At 38.9% G+C, this 23,703-nt stretch carries 15 protein-coding genes and 1 tRNA gene; 15 read left to right on the top strand and 1 reads right to left on the bottom strand.

The window, feature by feature from the left end; translation table 11 throughout:
- Positions 1-64: 64 nt before the first annotated feature.
- From GLP24_RS01655 to GLP24_RS01645, 3 genes are read left to right on the top strand one after another with little or no spacing between them, the layout of a single operon-like run.
- Positions 65-6,652 carry a hypothetical protein gene (locus GLP24_RS01655; protein WP_232615432.1) on the top strand — a complete coding sequence of 2,196 codons (6,588 nt, stop codon included), beginning with the start codon at positions 65-67 and terminating at the stop codon, positions 6,650-6,652.
- Positions 6,653-6,669: 17 nt separating this feature from the next.
- Complete coding sequence (locus GLP24_RS01650; protein WP_232614924.1) at positions 6,670-7,191, top strand: OmpA family protein; 522 nt, start codon at positions 6,670-6,672, stop codon at positions 7,189-7,191.
- 17 nt (positions 7,192-7,208) lie between these two features.
- Positions 7,209-9,968, top strand: coding sequence for a hypothetical protein (locus GLP24_RS01645; protein WP_232615431.1), 2,760 nt, complete (start codon positions 7,209-7,211; stop codon positions 9,966-9,968).
- A gap of 120 nt (positions 9,969-10,088) precedes the next feature.
- On the opposite strand, the gene GLP24_RS01640 is transcribed toward GLP24_RS01645, so the two are convergent.
- Positions 10,089-11,210 (bottom strand): tetratricopeptide repeat protein, encoded by a 1,122-nt coding sequence (locus GLP24_RS01640; protein ID WP_232615430.1) that lies wholly within the window; start codon positions 11,208-11,210, stop codon positions 10,089-10,091.
- Between the two features lie 62 nt (positions 11,211-11,272).
- On the opposite strand from GLP24_RS01640, the gene GLP24_RS01635 reads away from it, so the two are divergent.
- The 12 genes from GLP24_RS01635 to hycI all read left to right on the top strand — a co-directional run bounded on the left by GLP24_RS01635 (position 11,273) and on the right by hycI (position 23,562).
- Positions 11,273-11,875, top strand: a complete 603-nt coding sequence (locus GLP24_RS01635) for a hypothetical protein (RefSeq protein ID WP_101768835.1) — start codon at positions 11,273-11,275, stop codon at positions 11,873-11,875.
- 205 nt (positions 11,876-12,080) lie between these two features.
- Positions 12,081-12,172 (top strand) — tRNA-Sec (locus tag GLP24_RS01630).
- Between the two features lie 100 nt (positions 12,173-12,272).
- Positions 12,273-13,682: an L-seryl-tRNA(Sec) selenium transferase gene (gene selA, locus GLP24_RS01625; RefSeq protein WP_232574709.1), complete on the top strand. Its 1,410-nt coding sequence runs from the start codon at positions 12,273-12,275 to the stop codon at positions 13,680-13,682.
- Positions 13,682-15,523, top strand: coding sequence for a selenocysteine-specific translation elongation factor (gene selB / locus GLP24_RS01620; RefSeq protein WP_232615429.1), 1,842 nt, complete (start codon positions 13,682-13,684; stop codon positions 15,521-15,523). Before selA ends, selB begins: the two co-directional genes overlap by 1 nt.
- 375 nt (positions 15,524-15,898) lie before the next feature.
- Positions 15,899-16,513 (top strand): 4Fe-4S dicluster domain-containing protein, encoded by a 615-nt coding sequence (locus GLP24_RS01615; protein WP_232615428.1) that lies wholly within the window; start codon positions 15,899-15,901, stop codon positions 16,511-16,513.
- Positions 16,510-18,441, top strand: a complete 1,932-nt coding sequence (locus GLP24_RS01610) for a proton-conducting transporter transmembrane domain-containing protein (protein ID WP_232615427.1) — start codon at positions 16,510-16,512, stop codon at positions 18,439-18,441. The genes GLP24_RS01615 and GLP24_RS01610 overlap by 4 nt, the downstream gene beginning before the upstream one ends.
- A complete protein-coding gene (locus GLP24_RS01605) occupies positions 18,441-19,394 on the top strand; it encodes a respiratory chain complex I subunit 1 family protein (protein ID WP_101768830.1) in 954 nt (317 codons plus the stop codon). The genes GLP24_RS01610 and GLP24_RS01605 overlap by 1 nt, the downstream gene beginning before the upstream one ends.
- Positions 19,395-19,403: 9 nt before the next feature.
- A complete protein-coding gene (locus tag GLP24_RS01600; protein WP_232579268.1) occupies positions 19,404-21,158 on the top strand; it encodes a hydrogenase large subunit in 1,755 nt (584 codons plus the stop codon).
- A gap of 8 nt (positions 21,159-21,166) precedes the next feature.
- Positions 21,167-21,715 (top strand): formate hydrogenlyase complex iron-sulfur subunit, encoded by a 549-nt coding sequence (locus GLP24_RS01595; protein WP_232615426.1) that lies wholly within the window; start codon positions 21,167-21,169, stop codon positions 21,713-21,715.
- Entirely contained in the window at positions 21,712-22,551 is an 840-nt protein-coding gene (locus tag GLP24_RS01590; RefSeq protein WP_328282578.1) for an NADH-quinone oxidoreductase subunit B family protein, read from the top strand. The genes GLP24_RS01595 and GLP24_RS01590 overlap by 4 nt, the downstream gene beginning before the upstream one ends.
- Positions 22,548-22,997, top strand: a complete 450-nt coding sequence (locus GLP24_RS01585) for a formate hydrogenlyase maturation HycH family protein (protein WP_101768826.1) — start codon at positions 22,548-22,550, stop codon at positions 22,995-22,997. The genes GLP24_RS01590 and GLP24_RS01585 overlap by 4 nt, the downstream gene beginning before the upstream one ends.
- 70 nt (positions 22,998-23,067) lie before the next feature.
- The gene (gene hycI / locus GLP24_RS01580) at positions 23,068-23,562 is read left to right on the top strand and encodes a hydrogenase maturation peptidase HycI (RefSeq protein ID WP_101768886.1); all 495 of its coding nucleotides are present in this window, start codon (positions 23,068-23,070) and stop codon (positions 23,560-23,562) included.
- Positions 23,563-23,703 lie beyond the last annotated feature (141 nt).

Here is a 23,703-nt window from a genome sequence, read left to right as displayed (position 1 = left end):
AAACCAAGTAATTTCAATAAGCCTATATCCATATCTTTGAATTACTAGCCTTTGGAGAGTGCTTATGGCCCTCTTAGATGTAATAACTAAAATGAAGTACCTCATTGTTTTTATATTATTAAGTGTGAGTTCAACAGTTTTTGGGTTAACTAATGCTGGTACAAAAATAATGAATCAGGCCATCATGACTTATTTTGACTCAACGACGGGTGAGAATATTCGAGTGCTTTCGAATATATCCCATATTAAAGTTGAAAAAGTATATGATGTTTCATTATCGCCTGATACATCGGGAGATAATAAGACAGAAAAAAATGTTTCACCTGGTTCTATTGTTAGTATTCCTCATACAGTAACTAATACAGGTAATATTAAAGATAGCTATATTATTAATGTTAATAATCTAACTGATGATAATGGGGATCTTACATCACCGAGTGCAGACAATATAAAGATATATTTTGACACTAATGGTAATGGTATTCATGATCCCGGTGAGCCAGAGCTTAATAAAAACAGTGATGGAGAATATATTTCTGGCCAGTTAAAGCCGGGTGAATCTATTAATATTGTTTACACTGTTGAGCTTCCAACAACAGATAAAAACAACGACTTCTATGATATTGATACTGTTGTTACATCAATCAATGAACCTTCAGTTGAAAAAACCAGTTCGACTAAACTGACTGTGATTAATGGGCCTATTGTTAATTTAACCATTGAAAATTCACCTATTTGTCAGCAACAAGTGACATCACTTTCTGAAATTGACTTTAGAGTCAATTATACCAGTGTTGGTCGCACCAAGCCTGAATCGGCAGCACTGCCGTATAATATTTTCGTTCAATCAGAAACCGCAGGTTCACAAGTAAAAGTTAGCCATACTGGTGTGTTAATCTCAGTAAAACTTCCTGCTAATATTTCTTTATTACAAGATAAAGTGATTAATGGCCAGCCAGCTAAAGATCATTCACCAATAACCTTAGTTTCTCCTGAATATAATTTTGATGGCGGTGTGGTATTAGTCGGAATTAATAATAATTTTATTTTTGAACAAGATGACCATAATTTAGATTGGTATGAATATAGCTCTTGGGATGGTTTAGGTAATGTAGAAAAGGTGGGCTTTTTAGTTAAGCCTGATTATATGAAACCAAATACATCAGGACATTTCTCTTATTATGCGCAAGTTAATGATGTGCGAGGAACTGTTCCATTTAAAATATACAGCGAAGCTGAAGTTAATTTATCATCAACAGCTGAAAATATTTCAAGAAGTGGTGAAGCCTGTAATACCTTAGTAGGTAAAGAAGATGATAATTTAATTGATTTTGAGCTTATTGATAATAATGTATTAGACCCAAATAGTGCTTTTACAATTTTATACAGTAATCACGAACATTTTATTCCTACAAACTTTTATTATCATTCAAGTTCAGCTGGATTTGATTCAAAATTTGATGGTGTTCATGCCCAAATTATTCTTCCGCAAGGTAATGAACATGCGTCCACCATTGATATTATTGGTCCTAAATCTTCCAATTATCCCGTAACATTACGATCAAGTGAAGGCGATTCGTTTTATTGGATTTTTGCTGAAACAGGCCCGAATACGGGTATTTTCAGAAGTGTTATTCCTGTGCATGCGGTATCGCCAAAGGACAATTATATTCGACCAGGTGGTAACCATTGCTTAGATGATATTTCAATTCCTTGGCGTACAGGTGAAATAAGTCGCACGGCATTATTGTCTAATATTGATAACACCATTAATTTTAAAGGTTTTGATCTAAACGGTTCGACAGCAGATGATTGTGAGATTCAATCAAATCCAAATGATGAATTAGTGATTGAAGTCTTTGATCCTAACAATAACAACAGAATTATTCTGACCGATTTAGCTTATATCAGCCCTCAATTTGTGGTTTTTGATGCGACTAATTTTAACGGTGTAGAAAATGCGATAGTGAAGTTTTATCAAACAGAAAATAATGTAGCACCAACAGCAAAAGTGCGAGTGCCAAATGTTGATGGCTTAGTCCCTGTTGCTGAAGTGATATCAGATGTTGATGGTCGAGTGTTATTTCCTAAATTAGCCCCAATTAATGGTAATCAATATTATATTTCGGTTGAGCCACCACAAACGCATGTGTGGCCATCGGCTTATACAACGTTAGCGAATTTTAATATTTATAATGTTACCCCGATGTCATATGGCCCATATGGTAATGATGATATTGAAAATTCAGGTTTATTCCCTATTACGGTGAGAGATCGGGTTGATACGTTTGATATACCGCTAGACCCCAAAAGTTTAGATCGTAGATTAACCATTCAAAAAGATGCTGATAAAGATAACGCAGAAATTGGTAGCTTCGTTAAATATTCAGTAACGATTAAAAATAACCTACCAGACAGTCAATTATTTGATGCACAAGTTTTTGATTCAATGCCATATGGTTTTAAATATATGGAAGGCAGTACTCGATTAAATGATCAACCTTATAAAGATCCAGTACGTATTGATACTTATACATATCGTTTTGATATTGGGACATTAAGTGGCAGTACACAACCGCCTGAAAATGGTAGCTATAAATTAACCTATGTTTTGCAACTAACAGCAGGTGCTATAGATTCAGATGGTATCAACTCTGTTTATGTTAATGCAGCGACCTTTGGTGGTACTACGGATTCCCGTCTTACTTCTAATATTGATAAATACCAAGTTAAGGTTACCCAAACGGGAGTGATGTCAGATAGAGGCATTATTTTCGGTAAAGTTTTTGTTGATGCACAGTGTAACGACATCATGAAAAATCAGATGTGGCCTATTGGTGGAGTGAAAATATATTTAGAAACGGGTGATTATGTTATCACTGATGAAAATGGTCAGTATTCAATGTTTGGTGTTAAGGCGGGTAATCATGTCATGAAAGTTGACAAACAAACCCTACCTTTAGGCATTGAATTAGAGCCAACAGATACACGTAATGCTGGAAAAGGCGATTCTCGATTTGTTGATATGCGACGTGGTGAAATGCATCGTGCAGATTTTGTCGCGCCATGTCCGGTAGAAAATCAAGAAGCGGTTTATCAAGAATTAAAGGAAAGAAACACCAATATAAATGGTGAGTGGCTATTTAAAACAGCAGAGAATTTTAAAGGATTACAATATGATGCCAAACCAAAAGCATTAAAAGCAGATGAATTACAAGCCGGCGTTATTAGTGGGCCGTCAACCGCTGCTGACAATGCTTCTCAAACGTCAGCATCTACTTCCTCTTTAACTGTATTTAAAGGTTATGCATTAGAGTCACGTAAAGGTAGTAACGAAGATCTTGCGAGTATGATTACGTTATATCCAAAATCAGTACAAGATGAGGCTTATATTTATCCAAGCACTGATAAATTATCATCCATTCGTTTTGGCTTTAGTGATTCACAAGAAAAGCTTAACGATTTGAGAACGGCATTATCGCTTTACAAAATTAAAACTGAAATAGTGCCAACGGCATACAATAACATTCCGAAAGAAGCTAAGTTTAGAATTGATAATATTCTACAAGATGTTATTCCATTGCCTGAAAGTGAAGCGAAAAATATTACTCGAGCAGAAGCAGAATCAGGCGCATGGTATTGGCCAACCAATGATTATAGCTATGATGGCCGTTTCATTGCCGTTATTCGAGGTGATGTTGAGCCGACACTGTATGTTAATGGTCAGGTGATCAGTATTGATCAGTTAGGCGAACGTATTATCAATAAGCGTGAAAATGCTCAGATTGTTGGTTGGTATGGTGTGCCCTTAGAAGATGGTGACAATGTTGTTGAAATTAAAACGATTGATCCATTTGGTAATGAACGTCTAGTTTTAGGCAAAACGTTCTCTCATCCTAAGTCTGCAAAACGTATTAGTGTTGTTGCTGATGGTGACGTATTACGTGCCGATGGTGGGCGCTCTGTTATTCCAGTTATTATTAAACTGTATGATGAAAATAATAATTTGGCGCGAGGTACTTACTTTGTAACGCTAAATACAGATCAAGGTGATACTTGGTTAGATCCTGATATTCAAGAGAATGAAACAGGTCATCAGGTTCGTGTTATTAATGGTGAAAAAACTGTTTATTTACGTAGTACTGAAAATACGGGGCAAGTTAATATTCAAGCCTCAGTCGAAGATTTCTCTGACAAAATAAAGCTTTATCAAATTGCTGCTAAACGCCCATTATTCGTCTCCGGTATTTTAAATTATACCGGACGCTATGGCCGCTTTAGTGGAGAGCAACCACCGGCTCAATTAGATGGTTATGAAAATAAAAGTTATAGCCATGATGAAAGAGCCGCTGCCTTTATTAAAGGTAATATTAAAGGTGGTATGCATTTAACCTTAAGTTATGACAGTGATAAGTCTGATGAAGAATTTTATCGCGAAATATCACCTGATAGTTATTACCCAATCCCAGGTGATGCGAGTATAAAAGGCTATGATGCCCGTAGTACCAGTAAGCTTTATGTGAAGCTTGAGAAAGAACGTCATTTTGCAATGTGGGGTGATTATAGTACTGCCGATGGAACTGACGAGTCTGATATTGGTCGTACGAGCCAGATTCTTAATGGCTTTAATAGCATGTATAACGATGGCAAATTAACTGGCCAATTATATGGTGCTCGTCCAGAAGATTTACATAAAGTTGTTGAGTTTAATGGTAATGGTACTGCGATGTTTTATAGCATCGGAGATACCCGTATTGTTCGTCATTCAGATACGGTAACGTTAGTTACTTATGATAGAGATAATGCAGGCTTGGTATTAAGTCAGCAACCATTAGCGCGTTATATTGATTATACGATTGATTATTTTACGGGTGATATGCGTTTCAATCGTGTTATTCCAACTTATGACGCTAATCTTAATCCTATTAAAGTAAGAGTTGCTTATGATGTTGATGGTGATGGTGATGCTTATACAGTAGCAGGGGCAAGGCTTTCTTATTTATTTACCCCTTATTTGATTTCCGGTATTAGCTATGAATATAACGATAATGATGTTGAAGGTTATGATATCGGTAGTCTTTGGGTTAATTATGATTTTGATAGTAAAACGCAAGTAACCGCTTCTGTTGCGACGATGTCCCATAAAGGAAATGAAAGTGCTGATACGTTAACAACAGCAACAGACACAAGTAATAAAATTAAAGATGGTATGGCTTATAAACTTCGAATTAATCGTGATTGGAATACCCAAGCAGCCACTGAACTTGAATATGTTTATGCTGAAGAAGGATTTACTAATACAACTGGCGGTGTAACCCCTGCACGTCAAGAGCTTCGTCTTCGTCATCGTCAGAAATTGACAGGATTAATGAATTTAAACATTGAAGCTAGCCATTCTGAATCCCTTGTACATACCGAAAAACAACAGACCATTGGTGCAACGGTAGATACTAAGATCTTAGGATCTCAGTGGACAACTCGTTTAGGTTCTCGTTATATAAAAAATGAAACGGAAACCGATTCTGAGGAATATACCACAGCGATAGTTGGCCTTGGCCGCACATTTAGTTTATGGGGGCGTCCTGGTCGGTTAGATACTGAATATGAACAGAGTTTTGGTCATGATAGTAAGCGTCGTTTTAACGTAAAAGCTGATTGGAAAGTACATAAGCAAGCCAGTATCTATACTCAGTATGAGTATATTGATTCTCTTAGTGGTATTAGTAATTTAGGCAGTGGTTCAACAAGTCTATTTACAGCTGGTATCGATGTTGATTGGCTTCATGGTGGCAGTACCTTTAATGAGTTTAGACAAAGAGGTGCATCTGATGGTCGTAGTCTTGAATTAGCAAATGGTTATCGTGGTCGCTTTGAAGTAATACCGGGTATCAGTGTTGATCCTGCAATTGAATATGTTGAAGTCATTGAGGGTGAAGGGACGTCAGGTGTTGCAGTCTCTCTAGGTTTAGCTGATATACGTAATCCAAATTATAAAACCACAGGTCGCATAGAGTACCGCCATGGTGAATCTGAAGATTATTATGGAGTATTGGGCGCTTGGGTAACACGTTTGAGTCAGGATTGGAGTGGGCTTGTACGTGAAGAATATCGTTATATTGATAAAGAAAATGCGCAAAATACATGGAGTAATCATTTCAGTTTAGGTTTTGCTTATCGCCCGAGATTAAGCAATCGTTACCATATGTTAGGTGCTTATGAGTGGAAAACTGAGCGTAATGATAGTACTCGTACCGCACATATTTTCTCAACCCATCAGAATTACCAATTATCGCCAGATTGGACAATATCTGGACGCGTTGGCTTGAAGTGGGAAGATTTTACTGAATATGAACAAGATTATGATTCAGTAGCAACCATTATTGATGGTCGTGCTATTTATTATATTAATCGACGTTGGGATGTTGATGTACACGGCGGAATGTTAGGTACTGATTGGTTTGATAGTCGTCGTTATTCATTTGGTGTCGGTTTGAACTATCTTGTTATGAAAAATCTACGTGCAGGTATTGGTTATAACGTAATTGGTTTTGACGATGATGACCTTGATCCGCAAGGATATAACTTACAAGGCTTTTATTTTGAAATGATGTTTAAGCTTGATGAAGACTTGTTTGGTTGGTTAAGTGAATAGTGGTGAGGAATGTAATCATGAAATTATTAACAACTTCTTTAGTTCTTTTAAGTATCGGTATTTCAGGCTGTGTTTCTAATCAAGCTATTTATGCTGACTATGGTGATCTTGCTTGTGGACAGACGACAACAGTTGTTGGAGGCCATTATTGGCCAGCGGTTGTCAATTTTGATTTTGATAATAAATTATTAGGTAAAGAGCAACAGCAAGAACTCGATCAAGCGGCACAATTATTGAAAGCGAATCCTACATTAAATATTGCTGTAATCGGCTCTGCTGATTATTCAGGAAAAGCGGATTATAACGACCAATTAGCGAAAGCAAGAGCGGTTGTTGTTGCTCATTATTTACAACAGCAAGGGATATCTTCTCATCGAATAGTAACGTTAGGTACTGGATCGAGAGAACCTTTTATTATATCCAATAACAAAACAGACAACCGAGTAAATCGCCGTACACAACTTATTCTTTTAGGTGCAGATTTTAATCCGGTTAGCATGCAATACAATTCAGTGGCTAGTCATTCTAGTGCACAATAGGGAAGGGGGAGCGTCATATGAATGTCTTCAAGGGAATCGTCAAAATAGGTATAACCGTTATTGCTAGTACCAGCTTTGCTGTCATGGCTTTAACTGAATCTGGTACAGTGATTAAAAATCAAGCGGGTGCAACGTATCGGGATAGTGCCAATATTTTACGTAGCACAACATCTAATTTAGTAGAGACCCTTGTTCAGCCAGTAGCGGCACTTACTTTAATTAACGATCAATCTAAGTTAGGTGCTCCTGGTCGAACAGTGACGTTCAATCATGTACTTACTAATACGGGTAATAGTACAGATTCTTTCGCTCTTGATGTTGTTTTACCTGCCTCTGTTATTAGTGCTGCAACTATTTATCCAGATGAAAATAATGATGGTGTTGCTGATGCTGGCTCATCACCAATTTCTTCAGGATCAGTGATAGGTCCATTAGCGCCAGGTGAAAGTTTTGAATTTGTTATTGTGGCGGATATTGATGCTGCTGCGACAATTAATGTATCGGATGCGCTAACGGTGACTGCAACCAGCCAAGCGGTTGCTGTTAATGGTACTTCTGTTGCAAATGGCAGTGTGGGAATACAGACAAATACTGATACTGTAACCGCAACGAATTTACCGATTGTTGAAATATCAAAAGCATTAAGTGCCAATATCGGTGCATCACCAAGTGGGCCGCATACAGTAACATTTACGTATGCCAATGTGGGTCTCACCGATATGGATCCATTACAAACTAACGGTGTTATTTTAAATGATGTTCTACCTGAAGGTATGCGATTTAATGGTGCAGTATCTTGGAGCTTATCGGGTACAACAATAACGGCTTCAGGTACAACTATTGGAGGAAATGAAACTTCGGGTGATCAAGATTTAGCCTTTACAACCTGTATTGCACCTAATGCTTCTTGTCCCAATAATGATGAAATTCAGTTTGTTATGGATGGTTTAGCGGCTGACGAATCTGCAACGATAACATTTGAAGTGAATATAGATTCAGGCCTTTCTGCAACAACATTGTACAATCAAGGTATCTATGGTTTTGATGAAGATAATAGTGGTTCGGTTGATTCTGGTGAGTTAGTTTCAACAAACACTAATAGAGTACCATTTTTAATTACGTCTAATTATGCGGTTATTGCTAACAATGGTGGTTGTGACGTTGGTACTGATAATAATTGTGATGCACTTGATGACACAAATAATGAGATTGTTGAGATAGCATCCGCTTCGCAAGGTGCGCGAGTCAGTTTTACCAATTATATTTGGAATACGGGTAATGATGAAGATATTTTTAATATTACGATTGAATCGTCAACATTTCCGAGTGGTACCAGTTTTTTCTTATACAAAAGTGATGGCGTAACCCCATTAATTGATACGGATAATGACAGTAATCCTGATACGGGTATTATTCCTGCTGTTGGCGAAACATGCCCATCATATTTAGTGGCTGATAGTAATGGTGTGTGTGGATATAAAGTTATACTGATTGCAACACTTCCCGCTTCTGCCATTGGTGGTCCATACCAAACGGTTAAACGTGCAAGATCGTCAAATGATACCTCAAAAACAAATACTGTTATTGATCGGTTGGGTGAAATCGTCGCGAGTACGGTTGATTTAACTAATAATCTGAGAGCAGAAACAGGGTTAACCGTTGAAGATAACTGTGATGCTGTTGAAGATGATTGTGGTTATGGTGCGGGTCCTGAATCAGCGGCAGTGACAACTAATACCGCACAACCTGGTGCAACAACTCGGTTTACGTTATATGTCACTAATAAGTCAGGCGCAGCTGAAAGCTATGAGTTGCAATACAGTGGCTCAAATTTTGCGGTCAATACCATGCCTGCTGATTGGACTGTCGTGTTTAAAAATGCTGAGAATGAAGTCATTACCAATATTCCAGTATTAGGTCCTGATGATGCGGTCGTTGTTTATGCGGATGTAACTGTTCCCGTAGATGCAGAATCTGCCACTCAAGATATTTATTTTAAAGTGTTTTCTCCAACGACAAACGCAGAAGATATTAAACATGATGCGGTTATGGTTGATAATAGTAATCAATGTCTAGCCTTTGGTCCTCCTAATTCAAATGGGGTGACTTTTGCAGGAGGGAGCATTGTTTATAAACATATATTAAATAATCTCAGTAATGATGAGTTCTTAAATATAGTGCTTACTGTTGCTAATTCAAATGCTGGTTTTTCTACTGTTATTTATGAAGATACTGATAATGATAATGTACTGACAGGGGCTGATAATGCGATAACGTCAGTGGCTTCTCTTGCTGGTGGTGCGCAGAAAGTTTTATTTATAAAGGTTCTTGTACCAGCGAATACCCCACAGGGAACGGATAACATTACAACCGTTGAAACTATTGTTAGCTGTGGAACATTACAAGTGATTGATACAACAACCGTTGCTAATACGAATATGAAGGTAACTAAAGAACAGACACCTGATTTAAATTGTGATGGGCTGTCAGATACTAATGTTTATGTTACTACAAACTTCGCTATAGCACCTGGACAGTGCATTATGTATCGATTAACAACAGAAAATATTGCAATTGAAGAAGCTCGTAACGTGACCTTAACTGATGCCACACCTGCTTATACAACATTTAATGTTATAGGAACGTTACCCAACATATCTGAAGGGACAATAAATACGATTACCAATGGTTCTACAGGGGCAATTATAGGAACGATTGGAAGTGTCGCTCCTGGTGAATCAGAGGAATTGATTTTCGGTATTCGTATTGATAACTAGTTATCGTTTACTTGTAGCGGCAATGCTTGCTTGATGTTATATCAAGCAAGTTTTTTTTATGAATAAGAAAAAGCCCAATATATATTATTGGGCTTTTTAATTGTAAATAATTTAAAGAAATCATTTATTTTCTTTAAGGAGTTCTTTAGCTCGATTGTTACCATTCTTTGCTGATTTTATTAACCAGTATTCAGCTTTCTCGATAGAAACATCGACGCCATCTCCATTAATGTAAATACTGGCTAAATTATACATTGCTCTATTATTCCCTTGTGAGGCTGAACGTTTATACCAATAAATAGCTTTATTAAAATCTTGCTCAATAAGGCTACCTTTATCGTATAATTTTGCCAATTCAAAACTTGCGGCTGGATATCCATTTTTATCAGCTGATTTTAATTGGCTAATCGCAATGTTCAGATCATTTTCAATTAATTCTAAATTTTCCATACTCAATGTTGCTAAATCAAATAAAGCTTTTGGATTATTGTCTTTAGCTGCAATGTTGAGATGTTTAAAGCTTTTTTCTTTATCAACTTCGATATCATAGAGTCCTCGACGATAGATATCACCTAAAACGAGATGAGAATACGGATGATCTTTTTGAGCTGATTGTTGTAATAAACGAATAGCTTGTGGGGTGTTTTTGTTTAATTCTAGATATGAAATAGCCAATAAATAATTTGAATATTCATTATTGGTATTATTATTTTTACTTAAAGTATCAATCACATTCTGATATTTTTCTTGTATAAAATATAAATAGCCTAATGAGTAAGATGATGGATCGTGCTGATTTTTAACATTAATGAGTAAGTGTGACTCGGCTTCTGTATAGTTAGTATTGCCGCCTCTTCCATCAATAAGCATTAAAGCGTAGTAATAACGAGCAAGAAGATGATCTTTATTTGCAGCTTTCTTATAGAGTGAACGCGCTTTAGTTTCTGATTTTGTGACGAGTTCTCCTTCTTCATATAAGGCGGCTAAATAAATCATGGCATCAGGGTCATCTTCAGCCATGAATTCTATTTTTTTTATTTCATTATTCTTTTCTTGGTTAGATGTTTCTGCATTTTCAATATTTAATATTGATTGAGATAATGGTGAGAGTGTTTGTAGTGCTTTATTTTTTGAAATAGATGTCAGTTTATTTAATTCAGGCTCATTTAATCGATTCGATTCATTATTTTCTGTCGCACATCCACAAAGTATTATTAAAGTTGATACGATCATTTTTTTCATTATTGCTTTCTCCTATCCCTGTACTATTGTTAATTTTAGAACATAACTTAAAGGGATGTATTATGCGTGCAATATTTATTTTTATATTAACAATGTTGTTAACATCGTGTGCTTCTAGCAATTTAACATCATCTTGGGTTGATAGAACATATTCAAATTTTCCGATTACAAGCTCATTAGTTGTTGCAATGTCAGATAACTTACGAGTTAGACGAATATTTGAAGATGATATGGTAAAAGAATTACAAAAGAAGGGGGTTAATGCAATTTCAAGCTCTCAAATATATCCAGATAAATTACCATCAAAAGCAGATTTATCGAGTTATATTAAGAAAAATAGTACCCAAACAGTATTTGTTGCTAAGTTAGTTAATATCGAAGATAAAAACATTCGTTATCCAGGTAATAATAATAGCTATGGTTATGGCGGCAGTATGTCTTTTCATAATTACTATAATAGTTCTTATAGCTATATTTATGATGATAGTTATACCGTATCGTACGAGTTTGTTAATGTTGAATTTACATTATTTGATACTCAAAGTCATAAACCAATTTGGTCAACATCATCAGAGTCGATTGATCCCAATAATATGAATGAGATTATTGCTGAATTGACACATATTTTAATTGGAAATATGCAAGATAATGGTGTTGTAAGATAACGCTATTATTATCAATGTATTTTATTGTTTGAGCCTTACAGTAATGTAGGGCTTTTTTACGCTAATAATAACGAAATTTAACTTTTGTATGATGAAATAATACACATCGTGGTGAATTCCTTATTGGTATATCGGTATTTGTACTACAAATTGATGTAAATCAAATAACGACGATGATAGTTACATTATGATGCACAAGAATCTCGGAATGAGATGAGGTCTGGTGGCCTTCTCGGTCTTCAAAACCGATGTGAGCTGTATAAGCTTTGGTAGGTTCAATTCCTGCCTCTTCCGCCATTTTTCGCGCGTTTAAATGGTTCCTCTGTCACTCATTACTTTGCCTGTTTAAGGTTAGGGTATGAGTGCTGTTGTCTGCAATTCAGCCAAGGAACTTACCGTGACGACAATAACATCGCCAGCATTACCTTCTTCATCACTCGCTTCAACCGTTAATTATCGTTTACCTCAAATTGAACAACTCCTTCAACATTCAGATTTAGCCGATTATGTGCGCTTATTAAGTCGACCTGTTGTGACAAATACACTGCGTCAACTTTTTGCGTCGATTCGTCAGCATCCTGATTTTAAAACCCAAGGTGTTAATGATCTCGATATCATGGCATTAGTGCTTGATAGTTGTCGTCAGTTATATCGTCGTCGCCAACAACGAGTAATCAATGCAACGGGTATTGCTGTACACACTAATCTTGGTCGTTCACCCATTGATGAGCAAATTTGGGACAGTGTTAAAGCCGTTAACGTTGGCTATAACAACCTTGAATTAAAATTAAGTGATGGCAAACGCGGTGATCGTAATGGTTTATTACCGACCTTGATTCAGAGCTGGATTGGCGCTGAAGATTGTGTGGTCGTGAACAATAATGCAGCGTCAGTGTATTTAGTGTTACATGCGTTAGCGGCGGGTAAAGAAGTTATTGTGTCTCGCGGTGAGCAAGTACAAATTGGTGGCGGTTTTCGAATCCCTGATATTTTAGCCCTTTCTGGGTGCAAACTTGTTGAAGTGGGAACAACCAATATCACCACCAGTGATGACTATATTAATGCGATCACTGAAAATACCGCAATGGTCTTAATGGTGCATCAGTCTAACTTTTCTATGCAGGGGTTCACTGAATCACCTGATATTCAGGATGTAGCTGAACGTTTACCTGAACATGTTTCATTGGTGATCGATCAAGGCTCTGGTTTATCGTCTGAACAATACGCTCAAAGTGAAGTGTCATTACCGCGCTATTTACAAATGGGTGTTGATTTAGTGTGTTTTTCGGGTGATAAAATCATTGGTGGACCGCAAGCGGGTATTATTGCTGGGTGTTCAAAATTGTGCCAACAATTAGCCAAAAACCCGATGATGCGAACTTTCCGTCCGGGGAGAATTGTTTTATCAATGCTTGAGCAATTATTAATTCAGAAACTAAATCGAGATCCTGCTGGTTTTGGTGTCGCGCAACAGGCATTAGATCGCGCCAAGGTTAGTCAATCGCTAGCGCAACAGTGGTCTCAGCGCTGGAAGTCTTATGCTCAAGCAGTGCCCCTTGTAATGCAAGTGGGTGGTGGCGCGATCCCTAGTGAAACCTATCCTTGTTATGGTCTAAAACTGACCTTGCCGGGTAAAGCACAAGCACATTTAGATGCGCTACGTGATTTGCCAACCCCCATTATTGGTTATGTTAATAGTAATCAGTTGCTATTAAATGTCGCGACCTTATTAGATAGCGATCATGCTGTCTTTATTGCCCAACTTGACGATTATATTCAATCTTATACCCATGGTGAGGCTAAATAATGGCGGCAATACCCACACAATATCAAGCAGTGGTTGGCCTTGCTGGACATGTTGACCATGGTAAAACTGCATTAATTGAAGCGTTAACGGGTATGCTCACCGCGCGTCCTCATGAGCAGCAATTAGGTATGACTCAAGATTTAGGTTTTGCCCATTTTCAAGATGATAATGGCAATACTATTGGCGTGGTTGATGTGCCGGGGCATGAACGTTATTTGCGTAATATGGTCGCAGGTGTGTGGCATTTAAATGTGTTGTTATTAGTGGTGGCGGCCGATGAAGGTTGGATGCCAATGACCACTTCACACCTTGATGTTGCGCATGCGATGGGAATTGAAGATATTGTCGTTTGTATTAATAAACGCGATAAAGTCAATGCTGATCAATTAGCTGAAATAGAAGATCAAGTGTTAGAACAGGTTATGGAACGTAGCGGGTTATTACCTGAAATCGTGACTGTATCTGCATTGAAAAAAGATAACATTGAAGCATTACGTCAGCTTTTAATTGATACCGTACAAGTTAATATTGCGCGCCATAAAATCATTGCTCCAGTAAACAGCGATGATAATACCGTGGTTGAGTCCGCGACTGATCCTCTTATGTATATTGATCGGGTGTTTGTTGTTAACGGAATTGGTACGGTGCTAACGGGCACACTCGCACAAGGGCAATTAGCGATTGGTGATAAAGTACGTTGTCATCCATCAAACCTTGTCGGGACAGTACGATCTATTCAAGCTTATCATCAGCAATTAACTACGGTATCTGCAACATGCCGTGTCGCGGTGAATGTTAAAGGTGTAGGTCGTAAAGATATTGGTAGAGGTCATTTTATCACAGGTGTTAATCAACAGATTACTTTGCGTGATCAATGTATTGTGCGATTAACGAAAACCGCAGTTAAGTTAAAAGTTAAAAAACAACGCCAAGTCGAAGTGGCGATGGGAACGTGGCATGGCACGGCGCGTTTGAGCTACATTCCCAACACTGAGCTTGCACGATTAGTATTTGAAAAGCCAATGCCATTATTATTTGGACAACGATTGGCGATGATCCAAAAAGGCGGCAGTGGTTTACAACATGGTGCAGAAGTGGTGTGGAGTGATTATATTTTTGGCTATCAAAAACGCCGCTTATACGATGTACTCAATAATTTACCACAACACTTACAGCCTGAATCGCAACGACAGATGTTATTAGTGCTACAAGGTTATTTTGAATGTTATGAGGCTGATTTCAAACCAACGGAACAACAAACATTCATTGCACCATTTTGTTTTGATAACCAATGGATAGCAGATATATCGCAACAGCTTGAAACATTATTAGGTGCTGGTATTTCTATGGCATCAGCTGAATTATGTAGTCGATTACGGATCAATGATGCTGTAATTGAACTGATCATGCAGCGTTTAAAACAGCAACAGAAAGTGCATTTAAGTTATGGTAAATGGTGTATTGGGCAAGGTGATAATGAAGATGATCTACCTCAAGATGCGCTTGATATATTGCATCAAATTCGTCAGTTTGGCAAAGCAGGGCTTGAGCTAAATAAAGTCAAAATTGTAGGTGGTAAAAAGTGGTTACGCCAATTAAGCCATCAAAAATATATTACCGCTCTTGATGAGAATATCTATTTTGATATGGGGGTGTATTTAGATCTTGTGAAAGCAGTGATTGCAGATCATCAACCCCATGATCGTATTACCATGACTGATATTAAAGATCGTACCGATCTCAGTCGTAAATATTCTATTCCGCTAGCGAACCGCATGGAAAAAGATGGTTGGGTTAAACGTGATGATGATGAACGCATTATTTTAAAAGCATGGGATTAACCGATAACGGTAGATGTAGGCGAATAAGCAACGTTGTTAACACCATGCAGCATCCTATTTAGAGTAGTAATAACGGCCCTTTACTTATATGAAATATAGGTAGAGGGCTTTTTTGTATGGTACTTTTTCTAATATAAACATCGCTCTTCAAGATGATGGTTCGACACTTGACTGTCGAAGTGTGTCGAAGTGTGTCGACGTGCCCGTGTCGAAGCTATCGCCGACGGCACCACAATCAATATATTGTCATCTCGGAAAGTATTTTTTTACTATTATGTTTTTTTAAGTTTTTGATATAAATCATATTATATTAAATGTGCTTGTATGGCACATTTCTTGCTTTAATAGGTTTTTTTGCGATTGACTAGGTAGACAATGAAAAGCTTTGTAATTGCAGATCCTGAGAAGTGTATTGGTTGCGGCACCTGCATGGCAGCATGTTCGACAGTACATAAACAACAAGGACTGCAAAGCCATCCCCGCCTAACCGTGGTTAAATTAGATAATGCCACCGCGCCTGTGATGTGTCGTCATTGTGAAGATGCACCTTGTGCCACTGTATGTCCAGTACAAGCGATCACCAAGCAACAAGATCGCGTCATGCTTAACGAAACATTATGCGTAGGTTGTACTTTATGCGCTGTTGCTTGTCCTTTTGGTGCAATCGCTTTTGATGGTAGCCGACCTATTGCAATGGCAAATAGTTACGATACTTATATCCCTTCAACTATTCGTTCAAGTAACCCTTCAACTTCGATTCCAAGCACATTTGGTCAAGATATTCTTGCTTGGGAACCGGGAGTAAAAAGCATTGCTGTTAAATGTGATTTGTGTGGTTTCCGTGAACAAGGACCCGCTTGTGCTGAAGTATGTCCAACTCAAGCAATTGTGTTAATCGATGAGGTTAATATTACTAAAGCACGTGATATTAAACGTGAATGTGCGGCAGATAGTTCAGCGTCAGCCAAAGGTGGAGCAGTAACACGATGAGTCCATTAGTTTTAGTTTGTTTTGCTTTAATCAGTTATGCCGTGGCTGCGATTTTATCGTATCAAGGGCGTAAACATGAGCAAGAAAGTTTACGCCTTGCGGGTGTGATCAGTGCGTTTGGTGGCTTGTTTGGCATCATTGCGGGTGTTAGCACCATAATAAGTGGTTACGATACTGCGGATGCGACTGCCGCAATGAGTCATTGGTTTAGTATGGATATGCTATCAGCACTGATGGTGGTGGTTATATCTGTGGTCACCATGGCAGCGTCTGTTTATTCAATTAACTACCTTGAAGAGTACTATGGCAAAGGCGGTTGGAAGGTTAATATCCTGTTCAATATTTTTGCTGCAGCGATGACAGCCATTGTGGTGTCAGCCAATGTAATGATCTTTATTGTCTTTATGGAGATCATTTCACTGGCTTCTTGGTTAATTGTTACTAGTGATGGTAGTGCGAAAAGTAAAAAAGCGGGTTTGCAATATTTTATTGCAGATCATGCCGCTAGCTTTTTAGTTGTAGTGGCATTTATGATTGTTGCCTCTCATGCTAATAGCTATCAATTTAGCGCTATCATGCATAACCCTGTTACTGGGGCAATGGCATCATTAGTGTTCTTATTAGCATTGGTTGGTTTTGGTATTAAAGCAGCAGGTATTGGCTTACATGGCTGGTTACCTAAAGCTTATCCCATTGCACCGTCATATTGTTCAACCTTAATTTCTTGTGTAATGGTTAAGATCGGCATCTACGGTATTTTGAAGTTTGCGATTTTATTTCTTGGCGCAACCCAATTATGGTGGGGCTTCTTAGTGCTAATCTTCGGTGCAGTGTCTTCTGTGCTTGGCGTAATGTACGCACTAGCAGAACATGATATCAAACGATTATTGGCATATCACACTATTGAAAACATCGGCATCATTTTAATCGGTGTAGGTGTAAGCATGATTGGTATTGCTTCGCATCATCCAGTATTGGCATTGCTTGGTTTGTTAGGTGGTTTATATCACTTACTAAACCACGCGGTGTTCAAAGGCCTGTTATGTTTAGGCTCTGGTTCAATGGTGTTCCGTATGCATACCAAAGACATGGATGACATGGGCGGTTTGGCGAAAACAATGCCTAAAACAGCCGCAGCATTTTTGATTGGTACGTTAGCAATTTGTGCATTGCCACCATTAAATGGTTTTGTCTCAGAATGGTTTATTTACCAATCGCTATTTAGCCTGGGTAAAGTCGGTACGGTTGCAAACTTAGTCTTTGGTCCATTTGGTATGGTAATGCTCGCCTTTACCGGTGCATTAGCATGTATGTGTTTTGTGAAGGTATACGGTATTTGTTTTACTGGCGCACCTAAAACAGAACGCGCTGCCAATACCCGTGAAGTGGGTCCTGCAATGATCACCGCCACAACATCACTGGCAATATTATGTATTGTGCTAGGTGTGTGTGCGCCATGGATTGCACCTTACTTCTCATCAATTGCGTCTTCAATGTTAAATATGGCACCGTTAACGGTTGCTCATGGTTTAACGGTTTACCCTGCGGTTGCTGATCAAGCGATCCTTTCAACACCTGTAATCGCCATTGCACTGGCACTATTAACGTTAGTACCTGCTGCATTACTTTACGCTTTTCGTCAACGTCGTCTTCCGCGTCGTCATCAAGGTGATCCTTGGGCTTGTGGTTACCAATACGAACAACGTATGACGGTTTCTGCTGCAAGTATTACTCGTCCGATGCGTAATATGTTTGGTTTTATTTATAACAACCGCCAAGCATCATTGACTGAGCGTTTTGTACTGCCTTATTTAAGTGAAGGTGGTGAAAATCCAACGCTGGATAGTCGTAAAGTGTGTCGATTCTGCATTATTGCCGTGGTGGTTGTAGTGTTGTTCGTTCCTCTCATTTCAGGAGTTAGTCTCTAATGTCCCCACTTGAAATGCCAACAGCGGGTTGGATTGTTTTAGCGATTGTCCAAGCCATTTTAATGCTGATGTTAGCGCCACTGGCAACGGGGTTTTCTCGCGTTATTCGCGCTAAAATTCATTCTCGTCAAGGGCCTGGTGTATTACAAGATTACCGTGATATTGCCAAATTATTACGTCGTCAATCGGTAGCGCCTGCAAACTCTGGTTTTATTTTTTGGATAATGCCATGGGTACTTGTTGTGACAATGCTATTAATTGGTATGGCATTACCTACCGTTACTCAAGTGTCACCGTTTCCAATTTCGGGCGACATTATTACCGATATTTACTTGTTAGCGATTTTTCGTTTCTTTTTTGCATTATCAGGTATTGACTCAAACAGCATGTTTGCAGGTATTGGTAGTAGTCGAGAACTAACGCTGGGTATCTTAGTTGAACCAATTCTAATTCTTGCGATTGTGGTGGTTGCGTTAAGTGTCGGTACGACTGACTTAGGTTATATCAGTCACGCACTAGCGAATAACCATTGGCAGCATCCATTAACCGTTGTTCTTGCGGGTCTTGTGTGTGCCTTTGCATTGTTTATCGAAATGGGCAAAGTGCCGTTTGATGGTGCAGAAGCAGAACAAGAGCTTCAAGAAGGTCCAGTGACAGAATATTCAGGTTCTGCATTGGCGATGGTAAAACTGGGTTTAGGTTTAAAACAGCTTGTTGTTGCACAGTTATTCCTTGCGATTTTCATTCCTTGGGGTAAAGCAAGTAGCTTGAGTTTTGGCGGCTTATTTTCAGCTTCCATCATTTTGCTAATTAAATTGTTTGTAGTGTTCTTGATTGCAGGTTTAGTTGAAAACACCATGGCGCGTGTACGTTTCACTCAGATCCATCGCACGATTTTCCCTGCTTTTTTGGTGGCTGTATTGGCACTAATATTTTTAATTTTTGGTTGGTAAGTAATAGATATGACAAACAATACATCTCAACAATTTCACTCGCAGCCACAAGCGGGTCGTATTGGTAAAAATTATGTCGATGGTGTGAATCATTTCTTTCCATCCGCGATTATTGATGAAGAGTGGCAGACAGAAAATCAAGTCACTATTACCGTTAAAATGACCTCGTTGGTTGAGGTGATGAAATGGCTTTATTTCGATCAAGGCGGCTGGTTAACGGTTACTTTTGGTAATGATGAACGTAGCCTTAATGGTCACTTTGCGGTTTATCATGCGCTTTCAATGGAAGGTGAAGTAAAAAGCTGGGTAACCGTAAAAGTCTTAGTTGATGCTAATAGCCAAGAGTTTATTTCTATTACACCAACTATTCCTGCTGCGGTATGGGGCGAACGTGAAATCCGTGATATGTACGGTTTACGTCCAGTAGGTTTACCCGATGAGCGTCGTTTAATACTGCCAGATGATTGGCCTGAAAACCTCCACCCATTACGTAAAGATGCGATGGATTACCGTCAGCGTCCACAACCAACAACAGAAACTGAAACGTACCAGTTTGATAATCAACTTGGTAATGACAGCAACCGTATCGTGCCTGTGGGTCCGTTACATATTACGTCAGATGAACCGGGTCACTTCCGTTTGTTCGTTGATGGTGAAGACATTGTTGATGCGGATTACCGTATGTTCTATGTTCACCGTGGTATGGAAAAATTAGCTGAAACACGCATGGGTTATCATGAAGTGGCACAGCTAACTGACCGTGTATGTGGTATCTGTGGTTTTACTCACAGTGTGGGTTACAGCAATACTATTGAAAACGCATTATCGGTTGATGTGCCATTCCGCGCCAAGATGATCCGTACGGTATTACTTGAAGTTGAACGTCTACATAGTCACTTGTTAAACATTGGTCTATCAAGCCACTTTGTTGGTTTTGACTCGGGCTTTATGCAATTTTTCCGTGTACGTGAAAAGACCATGGAATTGGCCGAGTTACTAACGGGTGCCCGTAAAACATATGGCATGAACTTAATTGGTGGCGTGCGTCGTGATTTTCTAAAACAGCAGCGCGTACAAGGTATTGCGATGGTAAAAGAAGTCCGTCAGAAGTTCTCTGAGCTGGTGGATGTTTTACTTTCAACGCCTAATATTGGAAGCCGCACTGAAGGTGTAGGTATTCTAACCAAGCAAGTCGCCCGTGATTTTAGCCCTGTAGGTCCATTGATTCGTGCGAGTGGTTTTAACCGCGATGTACGTATTGTGCATGGTCAATCATTAGAGTCATACGGTAGCGTGCCGATTGATATTCAAGTGATGGAAAATGGTGATGTGTTCTCACGCGTTATGGTACGTGTACGCGAAGTATTTGAATCATTAAATGTGATTGAATACGGTTTGGATCACTTGCCACCAGGTGCGATTTTAACGGAAGGTTTTGACTATAAACCTAATAAATTTGCACTTGGCTTTACTGAAGCACCACGTGGTGAAAACGTTCACTGGAGTATGACAGGCGATAACCAGAAGTTATTCCGCTGGCGTTGTCGTGCAGCAACGTATGCAAACTGGCCAACATTGCGTTATATGTTACGTGGTAATACTGTTGCTGATGCGCCGTTAATCATTGGTAGTTTAGATCCATGTTACTCATGTACTGACCGTGTAACGATTGTTGATACTAAGAAAAAACGCAGTAAAACCGTTCCTTATAAAGCGATTGAGCAATACAGCATTGACCGCAAGAACTCGCCATTCAAGCTTTAGGAGGTCATGTGTTTAAGTTATTAAAAACAGTAATCAAAACAGGTTCCGTTACCACTAAATATCCTTTTGCTCCGATGGAAGTGAGTGAAGATTTTCGTGGTAAGCCAGAGTTAGATGCTGATCAGTGTTTATCGTGTGGTGCTTGTACGCGTGCTTGTCCTGCCAATGCTTTGATCATGGAAACAGATACTAAAGCGGGAACACGTCGCTGGGAATTGTCTACTGCTCGTTGTATTTATTGTGGTCGTTGTGAAGAAGTCTGCCCAACAAAAGCAATTAAATTGACTCAAAATTTTGAGCTAGCGGTTACTAATAAAGCGGATCTTTATGATGAAGCGGTGTTTACTTTAGCGAACTGTCGCCAATGTGATCGTCCATTTGTGGCACGTAAGTTACTTGAATATGTCATGGATACCTTAGCGCACAGTGGTGTAACGGGTCAGCAACTTATAGAACGCCGTAAGCAAATTGAAACGTGTCCTGAATGTCGCCGTAGCAACAATATGTTAGATAGCGAAAATGTTAGTCATCTACGTTACCTTGAGGAGCAAAAGTGAAAGGTATTAAACAGCTAGTTGGTACAGCTCATACTCAAACTGTACCTGTCGCGCTTCCACCTAATAGCCAAAAGCTTAAAGATGCGTTGATCAAAGAAATTCGTCGTTCAGCTTACGTTTATCGTGTTGACTGTGGTGGTTGTAACGCCTGTGAAATTGAAATTTTTGCAGCAACAACACCAATTTTTGATACTGAACGTTTTGGTATTAAAATTGTTGCTTCACCTCGTCATGCCGATATTCTTTTGTTTACAGGTGCAGTAACACGCGCTATGCGAGCACCTGCATTACGTGCTTATGAAGCTGCGCCGGATCCCAAAATTGTAATTTCATATGGTGCATGTGGTTGTGATGGTGGTATTTTCCACGATCTTTATTGTGTGTGGGGCGGTACTGATAAAATTGTTCCCGTTGATGTTTACATTCCGGGTTGTCCGCCAACACCAGCAGCGACTATTTATGGTTTTGCGGTTGCATTAGGGCTACTTGATCAAAAATTAAAAGCAAAAGTACACCAACCTGAAGTACAAAAAGCGAGTTTAAAACACACTGAGATTCCATTGGATATTAAAGTGATGATTGAACGTCAAGCGCGCGTGCTTGCAGGTTATTTGCATGGACAACGTATTGCTGATGATGTGATGGATGTCTTAGCAACCTGTAGCGCTGATGATGTTGATCAAAAAATCAGTGCGTATCTTGCGACCAAAAATGATCCGCGATTAACAGAAATTGTGAATATTTTACTGTCAAAAACCATGGCAGCATTAACAGGTTCTGATGTGAGTTCAAGTGCACAGCAAGGTCAGACATCATGTGGAGGTTGTCACCAATGAGTGATGTTTTAGCGGAATTAACACAATCTCGCCATTTTCAAGGCCACGTCTACTTTTATACATTAGGACGTAAGTTTGTTGATGAAAGCTATGATGTGCCTGAAGAAGCTAAACAGATCATGTACTACAGCTTGGCAATTGGTCACCATTTAGGCGTGGTCGATTGCTTAAAAGCTGTAATTGAGTGTGAAGGTGATGAATACCTAAACTGGATCAGTGGCTTGCCACAAGATGGCGAAGCGTTCAATAAAATGAAAGGCTATTTTGTGTTTGGTGAAATTACGATTTATCCTGAACACCTTAATATGCTGGCGCTGGCTTTTGATCGCATTGATAGTTCAACTCAGAATGCCCGTTCACAGCAGTTAACCCGTGATTTTATTACTGCGCTTGGGGATATTCACCGCGAACCGACAATGTATATGATGATTAGAGGAATACGCTAACCATGTTACATGATGAAAATATACTAAATGAGGTGAAGATATGCTTCAGGAAGTGAATTTGTCAACTATGATGGGTGAAAGTGTTTCTAATGATGATGTTGATCTATCGGTTAGTAATATTGTGCTTACCGTGGGTAATAGCATGATGGGTGACGATGGTGCAGGGCCATTATTAGCGAAGATGATCAAAGATAATCCGATATCAGGTTGGAGTGTGCTGGAAGGCGGTTCGATGCCAGAAGATTGTTTACATCTTATTCGTAAAGCACAGCCACAACGAGTGATTGTCGTGGATGCGGCAGATATTGGTGAACAAGCGGGTGAAATTAGAATTATTGATCCAGAAACTATTGTCGATATGTATGTGGTTTCGACCCATAGCTTACCGCTCAATTTCTTAATTGATGATTTAAAAACCTTTGTGCCTGAGGTCGTTTTTGTGGGTATCCAGCCCGCGATTGTGGCGTTTTCATTTCCATTAACTGAGATGGTGCAAGCAGCGGTTGCCACTATTTATCAGCGGCTACCTGAATGGCAAGGCTCTGGTGGCTTTGAACATTGTTAAGTTCTAACCATCATAAGTGTCGATGATGTGTCGATATTATTGACGAAAACTGTCGATGTAATTGACTCGTAGAAACTGATTATCGACACTCTAAAAAAAGAAAGCGTGACAGTGCTCGCACTTTCTTTTTTTTTGATTATA

It is taken from the genome of Photobacterium carnosum, from assembly GCF_021236965.1.
GTDB lineage: Bacteria > Pseudomonadota > Gammaproteobacteria > Enterobacterales > Vibrionaceae > Photobacterium > Photobacterium carnosum.
Note: the sequence above shows the minus strand (reverse complement) of the source record. Positions and strands in the feature narration are given on the sequence as shown.

Excerpts from the sequence above, each read along its gene's own strand:
- GLP24_RS01645 (WP_232615431.1), top strand. The coding sequence starts at position 7,209 with ATGAATGTCTTCAAGGGAATCGTCAAAATAGGTATAACCGTTATTGCT.
- selB (WP_232615429.1), top strand. The coding sequence starts at position 13,682 with ATGGCGGCAATACCCACACAATATCAAGCAGTGGTTGGCCTTGCTGGA.
- GLP24_RS01605 (WP_101768830.1), top strand. The coding sequence starts at position 18,441 with ATGTCCCCACTTGAAATGCCAACAGCGGGTTGGATTGTTTTAGCGATT.
- GLP24_RS01600 (WP_232579268.1), top strand. The coding sequence starts at position 19,404 with ATGACAAACAATACATCTCAACAATTTCACTCGCAGCCACAAGCGGGT.
- GLP24_RS01585 (WP_101768826.1), top strand. The coding sequence starts at position 22,548 with ATGAGTGATGTTTTAGCGGAATTAACACAATCTCGCCATTTTCAAGGC.
- GLP24_RS01650 (WP_232614924.1), top strand. The coding sequence starts at position 6,670 with ATGAAATTATTAACAACTTCTTTAGTTCTTTTAAGTATCGGTATTTCA.
- GLP24_RS01615 (WP_232615428.1), top strand. The coding sequence starts at position 15,899 with ATGAAAAGCTTTGTAATTGCAGATCCTGAGAAGTGTATTGGTTGCGGC.
- GLP24_RS01610 (WP_232615427.1), top strand. The coding sequence starts at position 16,510 with ATGAGTCCATTAGTTTTAGTTTGTTTTGCTTTAATCAGTTATGCCGTG.
- hycI (WP_101768886.1), top strand. The coding sequence starts at position 23,068 with ATGGGTGAAAGTGTTTCTAATGATGATGTTGATCTATCGGTTAGTAAT.
- GLP24_RS01640 (WP_232615430.1), bottom strand. The coding sequence starts at position 11,210 with ATGAAAAAAATGATCGTATCAACTTTAATAATACTTTGTGGATGTGCG.
- GLP24_RS01655 (WP_232615432.1), top strand. The coding sequence starts at position 65 with ATGGCCCTCTTAGATGTAATAACTAAAATGAAGTACCTCATTGTTTTT.
- GLP24_RS01635 (WP_101768835.1), top strand. The coding sequence starts at position 11,273 with ATGCGTGCAATATTTATTTTTATATTAACAATGTTGTTAACATCGTGT.